Origin of the sequence: Saliniramus sp. (assembly GCF_035311605.1) — a bacterium.
Taxonomy (GTDB): Bacteria; Pseudomonadota; Alphaproteobacteria; order Rhizobiales; family Beijerinckiaceae; genus Saliniramus.
Genome location: NZ_DATGCW010000326.1, coordinates 1 through 6082 on the forward strand (window position 1 = coordinate 1; position 6082 = coordinate 6082).

At 66.6% G+C, this 6082-nt stretch carries 7 protein-coding genes; 6 read left to right on the forward strand and 1 reads right to left on the reverse strand.

The window, feature by feature from the left end; all coding sequences use genetic code 11:
• On the forward strand, window positions 1-1343 hold a 1343-nt coding region (locus tag VKP01_RS14525; RefSeq protein ID WP_324413507.1), incomplete at its 5' end, for a malate synthase G.
• Window positions 1344-1662: 319 nt separating this feature from the next.
• On the opposite strand, the gene phnF is transcribed toward VKP01_RS14525, so the two are convergent.
• Entirely contained in the window at window positions 1663-2385 is a 723-nt protein-coding gene (gene phnF, locus VKP01_RS14530) for a phosphonate metabolism transcriptional regulator PhnF (RefSeq protein WP_324413509.1), read from the reverse strand.
• Window positions 2386-2509: 124 nt separating this feature from the next.
• Here phnF and phnG point away from each other — a divergent pair, with 124 nt between their 5' ends.
• The 5 genes from phnG to VKP01_RS14555 form a co-directional block, all read left to right on the forward strand.
• Window positions 2510-2977 (forward strand): phosphonate C-P lyase system protein PhnG, encoded by a 468-nt coding sequence (gene phnG, locus VKP01_RS14535; RefSeq protein ID WP_324413511.1) that lies wholly within the window; start codon window positions 2510-2512, stop codon window positions 2975-2977.
• Between the two features lie 2 nt (window positions 2978-2979).
• A complete protein-coding gene (phnH, locus tag VKP01_RS14540; RefSeq protein WP_324413513.1) occupies window positions 2980-3549 on the forward strand; it encodes a phosphonate C-P lyase system protein PhnH in 570 nt (189 codons plus the stop codon).
• Complete coding sequence (locus VKP01_RS14545) at window positions 3549-4649, forward strand: carbon-phosphorus lyase complex subunit PhnI (protein WP_324413516.1); 1101 nt, start codon at window positions 3549-3551, stop codon at window positions 4647-4649. Before phnH ends, VKP01_RS14545 begins: the two co-directional genes overlap by 1 nt.
• Window positions 4646-5533, forward strand: coding sequence for an alpha-D-ribose 1-methylphosphonate 5-phosphate C-P-lyase PhnJ (locus tag VKP01_RS14550; protein WP_324413517.1), 888 nt, complete (start codon window positions 4646-4648; stop codon window positions 5531-5533). Before VKP01_RS14545 ends, VKP01_RS14550 begins: the two co-directional genes overlap by 4 nt.
• Window positions 5530-6082: ATP-binding cassette domain-containing protein (locus VKP01_RS14555; protein WP_324413519.1), on the forward strand; the 553-nt coding region annotated here is incomplete at its 3' end. The genes VKP01_RS14550 and VKP01_RS14555, both read left to right, overlap by 4 nt.

Genomic DNA, 6082 nt, shown 5'->3' on the forward strand with positions numbered 1-6082 from the left:
CCATCGCCGCCGTCGATGCGCAGGACAAGGTCGCGGCCTATCGCAACTGGCTCGGCCTGATGAAGGGTGATCTCACCGAGGAAGTCTCGAAGGGCGGCACGCGCTTCACCCGCCGCCTCAATCCGGACCGCGGCTACACCGCGCCGGACGGCTCCACCCTGACGCTGCATGGGCGCTCGCTGATGCTGGTGCGCAATGTCGGGCACCTGATGACCAACCCCGCCATCCACGACCGCGACGGCAGCGAGGCCCCCGAGGGGCTGCTCGACGCCATGATCACGGCGCTGATCGCCATGCACGATCTCAGGCGCGATCCCGCCCGGCCCGGCAATTCCCGCGCGGGTTCGGTCTATATCGTCAAGCCGAAGATGCACGGGCCGGAGGAAGTGGCCTTTACCGACGCGATCTTCAGCCATGTCGAGAGCGTGCTGGGGCTGTCGCCGAACACGCTCAAGGTCGGCATCATGGACGAGGAGCGGCGTACCACCGTCAATCTGAAGGAGTGCATCCGGGCGGCGAAGGCGCGGGTCTGCTTCATCAATACCGGCTTCCTTGATCGCACCGGCGACGAGATCCACACCTCCATGGAAGCCGGGCCGATGGTGCGCAAGGCGGATATGAAGGGCCAAGCCTGGATCAAGGCCTATGAGGACTGGAATGTCGATACCGGCCTCGCCTGCGGGTTGCGTGGGCGCGCCCAGATCGGCAAGGGCATGTGGGCCATGCCCGATCTGATGGCGGCGATGCTGGAGCAGAAGATCGGCCATCCCAAGGCCGGCGCGAATTGCGCCTGGGTGCCCTCCCCCACCGCCGCGGTGCTGCATGCCACGCATTACCACCAGATCGACGTCAAGGCCCGTCAGGCCGAGCTGGCCAGCCGCGAACGCGCGCGCCTCGACGATATCCTCACCATTCCGCTGGCCGATCGGCCCAACTGGTCCGAGGAGGAAGTGCGCTCCGAGATCGAAAACAACGCTCAGGGCATCCTGGGCTATGTGGTGCGCTGGGTCGATCAGGGGGTGGGCTGCTCCAAGGTGCCCGATATCAACGATGTCGGCCTGATGGAGGACCGCGCCACCTGCCGCATCTCCTCCCAGCACCTCGCCAACTGGCTGCATCACGGCGTGGTCAGCCGCGACCAGGTGATGGAGGTGATGCAGCGCATGGCGAAGGTCGTGGATCAGCAGAATTCGGGTGATCCGGCATACCAGCCGATGGCGCCGGGCTTCGACGGCCCCGCCTTCAAGGCAGCCTGCGATCTCGTTTTTGAGGGCCGCGTCCAGCCGTCGGGCTATACCGAGCCGGTCCTGCATGCGCGGCGGCTGGAAGCGAAGGAGGCCTGAAGCGGATGCGCGTCGCGGGCGCATGCTCTGCAATACGATCCCGGTTGTGGTGGGTGACTGAAGATCGCGCTTCATGCGGATCTCGCCCTGCCCTCCCTCCCCGGCGGGGAGGGATTGAGGGTGGGGAGAGGGTCGCTACCGATGATCCGCGTCCGGCATTTCGGAAACCGGGTTCACCCCACCCTTGATCCCTCCCCTGAGGGGAGGGAAATATGGCGAGCGCTTCACGAAGGTCTCGAACGGGCCTCCCTTCCCTGAGCGAAGGACACGCGCCCGCCTCAGAACCCTCGGCGCTAGCAGCGCCAGAGCTGAATAGCACTCACTCATCCGCGACGACGAGCTCGACCCGCGCGCCGGCAAACCACGTCCGCCCGTATTCCACGGGCCGGCCCTGCGCATCCACATTGATCCCGACGCTACGCAACAGCGGCGCGCCGGGATCGAGCATGAGATGGCGCGCCTTAATGGCGTCCGCTATGCTGACCGAAAGCCGCGTCTCGCGGCGGGTGTAATCGTCGAGGCCGCAGCGGGCGAGCGCCGCCGTCACCGAATGCGTCTGCGCGATTGCCTCCTTCAACTCGGGAAAGCGGGTGGCGCAAAAGACCGAGCGAAACAGCGCGATCGGCGTGCCGTCGGCGACGCTCACCCCCTCCCAGACATGCACCGGCGCACCGGGTTCGAGACCGAGCGCCTGCGCCTCGCGCATATCCGACGGGCGCGTCTCCAGCCGGACGTGCCGCTTCTCGGGATGCATCCCCGCCGCATGCAGATTCTGATGGAAGCGCGTGCGGCGCCCGATCCGGTAGCGCGTCGGACGCGCCGTCACGAACACGCCGGCGCCCCTTCGCGCATGCACGATTCCCGCCTCGGCCAGGGAAGCGAGCGCCCGGCGCACCGTATGCCGGTTGGCGCAGAACCGCGCGGCGAGTTGCGCTTCGCTTGGCAGCTTGTCGCCCGGCGCGTAATGCCCTGCCGCGAGATCCGCCTCCAGCGCATCGCGGACGCTGGCCCAGAGCGTGGTCTGTTTCCCTGTCTCATCCATGTCGTCAAAATTTCATATTGCGGCGCTTGCGGGAAGTGCGCTTCCGAGATATTTGTCTACTTGTATAATTGTCTAGTTGTCGAGTACTTCGATACCAAGACGCCACAACACGATACGAGGTGTCATGAACGCAGCCCCCGATCCGCAGGCGCGCGAGCACTGGATGGGCCTGCTCGCCCGAAGCAGGCCCAATCTGCTCGCGGCTTTGTGGCGTGATTTTCCCGAGAGCGAGGCGGCCTGCGACGAAGCCGGTCTCACCTGGCTGCGCCCGCCGGAGACCGGCATGGTCATGGTGCGCGGGCGCGCCGGCGCGGTGGGCGAGCCTTTCAATCTGGGTGAGATGACGGTCACGCGCGCCTCCCTGCGCCTGCCCTGCGGCACGATCGGGCATGGCTATGTGCAGGGGCGTGATCACGCGAAAGCGCGCATCGCCGCGCTGGTCGATGCGCTGATGGCCGGCCCCCTCGCCGCACGGGTCGATGCGGCGATCATCCGGCCTCTCGCTGCCGAGGAAGCCGAAATGCGGGCCACGCGGGCATCGCAGACGGCAGCGACGCAGGTCGCCTTCTTCACCATGGTGCGGGGAGAATGACGATGGATGCCGACGCGCTTGCAGGCGGCTTCGCCGACCCCGCCATCGACGCGGCGCATGTCTTTCGCGACGTGCTGCAGGCGATGGCACGCCCGGGACGGATTGCGCGGATCACCGGCGTGAGCCCGCCGCCTGGCCTCTCGATTGCAGCGGCTTCGGTGCTCCTGACCCTCGCCGATGAGACCACGCCGGTTCATCTCGCCGGCGCCTGCGACAGCGTGGCGATCCGCGATTACCTGCGTTTTCATACCGGCGCGCCGATCAGCGCGCGCAAGGAAGCGGCCTTCGCCGTCGGCGACTGGACGGCGCTCACCCCGCTCGATGATTATGCGCTGGGCAGCGACGAGTACCCCGACCGGTCGGCCACCCTGATCGTCGAGATGCCGGCCTTGTCCGGTGCCGGCGCGCGGCTGACCGGCCCTGGCATCCGCACGCATGCGCATCTTTCGCTACCGGAGATCGATGCGTTCATCGCCAATGCGCGGCATTTTCCACGCGGGCTCGATTTCATCTTCACCAGCGGCGATGCGATCGCGGCGCTGCCGCGCACGACACGCGCGGAGGCAGTCTGATGTATGTGGCGGTCAAGGGTGGTGAGCATGCCATCGCAGCGGCGCATGACTGGCTCGCGCGCGAGCGGCGTGGCGATCCGGCGGTGCCGGAGATCGGCATCGACCAGATACGCGAACAGATGGCGCTCGCCGTCGATCGCGTCATGGCGGAGGGCTCGCTCTACGATCCCGATCTCGCCGCGCTCGCGCTCAAGCAGGCGCGCGGTGATGCGATCGAGGCGATCTTCCTGATCCGCGCCTATCGCACCACCCTGCCCCGCTTCGGCGCATCGCACCCAATCGCGACTGGGGCGATGCGCTGCGAGCGCCGCATCAGCGCGATCTTCAAGGATGTGCCAGGCGGGCAGGTGCTCGGCCCCACCTTCGATTACACCCACCGTCTTCTCGATTTCAAACTGGCAGCCGAAGCCGCAACATCCGAAAAGTCACAGCCCCAGGCGACGCCACAGCCGGGCGCGGATGATACCCCGCATGTCGCTGACATTCTCGCCAGCGAGGATCTGATCCAGCGCGAGGACGCCGCGCCGGATGCGCAGGCCCCGGCTGATCTGACCCGGGCCCCGCTCACCCTGCCCGCTAGCCGCGCCCTGCGCCTGCAGGCGCTGGCACGGGGAGACGAGGGTTTTCTCTTGTCACTGGCTTACTCCACCCAGCGCGGCTATGGCCGCAATCACCCCTTCGTGGGCGAATTGCGCATTGGCGCCGTCGCGGTGGAGATGGAGATCCCCGAGCTCGGCTTCACCATCGAGATCGGCGAGATCACGGTGAGCGAATGCGAGAGCGTGAACCAGTTCACCGGCTCGAAGACGCAACCTGCGCAGTTCACGCGCGGCTACGGGCTGGTTTTCGGGCGCGGCGAACGCAAGGCGATCTCGATGGCGCTCGTCGATCGCGCCCTGCGCTGGCGCGAGCTCGGCGAGGAGGATAGCGGCGCGCCGGCGCAGGACGCGGAATTCGTGCTCGCCCATGCCGACAACATCCAGGCGAGCGGCTTTCTCGAACATATCAAGCTGCCGCATTACGTTGATTTCCAGGCCGAGCTCGAACTGATCCGCAAGTTGCGGAGAGAGGCGCTTGCGCATGTGGGGGGCGGCGCATGAGCGACTACAATTTCGCCTATCTCGACGAACAGACCAAACGCATGATCCGCCGCGCGCTTCTGAAGGCCGTGGCGATCCCCGGCTACCAGGTCCCGTTTGCCTCGCGCGAGATGCCCATGCCCTATGGCTGGGGTACAGGCGGCGTGCAGGTGACGGCGGCGTGCCTCGTGCCGGAGGATACGCTCAAGGTGATCGACCAGGGCGCGGATGATACGACGAACGCCGTGTCGATCCGCGCCTTCTTCGCCCGCGTCGCGAATGTCGCGACGACGCAGCGCACCGCCGAGGCCAGCGTCATCCAGACCCGCCACCGCATCCCGGAGACGCCCCTGCGCGAGGATCAGATCCTGGTCTACCAGGTGCCGATCCCCGAGCCCCTGCGGTTTCTGGAGCCGCGTGAGACCGAGACGCGCAAGATGCACGCGCTCTCGGAATACGGGCTGATGCATGTGCGTCTCTACGAGGATATCGCCCACCATGGCGAGATCGCCAGATCCTATGCCTATCCGGTCTTGGTCGAGGGCCGCTACGTGATGGATCCTTCGCCGATCCCGAAATTCGACAATCCCAAACTCGGCGATTGCCCGGCCCTGCAGCTCTTCGGCGCCGGGCGCGAGCAGCGCATCTATGCGCTGCCACCCTATACGCGGGTAGAAAGCCTCGATTTCGAGGATTACCCCTTCAAGGCCTCCAAGCCCGACCAGCCCTGCGCATTGTGTGGTGCGCGCGACAGCTATCTCGACGAAGTGATCACGGACGATGCCGGCACGCGCATGTTCGTCTGCTCGGACACCGATTATTGCCGCGAGCGCCGCGCCGCCGGCCATTGCGGCCACATGGCCGCGCCCTTCGAAGAGGATATCGACGCGGAGGCGCAACAATGACCGCGCCGCTTCTCGAGACCGATGGCCTGACGAAGCGCTATGGCAACCGCATCGGCTGCGCCGATGTGTCCTTCATGCTCTGGCCGGGTGAGGTGATGGGCATTGTCGGCGAGAGCGGCTCGGGAAAATCGACGCTGCTTTCCTGCCTCGCCGGTCATCTCGCCAGCGATGCCGGGCAGATCCGCTACCGCGATCGCCATGGCGAGACGCATCTGCCGGCGACCATGTCGGAAGCCGGGCAGCGGCGGCTCGCGCGGGAGGAATGGGCTTACGTTCATCAGAATCCGCGTGACGGGCTGCGCATGGGCGTCAGCGCCGGCGGCAATATCGGCGAGCCGCTGATGGCGCGCGGACAGCGCCATTACGGGGATATCCGCGAAGCCGCGCTCGACTGGCTGGAGCGGGTCAAGATCGCGCGTGACCGCATCGACGATCCACCGCGCGCCTTCTCCGGCGGCATGCAACAGCGCCTCCAGATCGCCCGCAGCCTCGTCAATGGTCCACGCCTCGTCTTCATGGACGAGCCGACCGGCGGGCTCGATGTCAGCG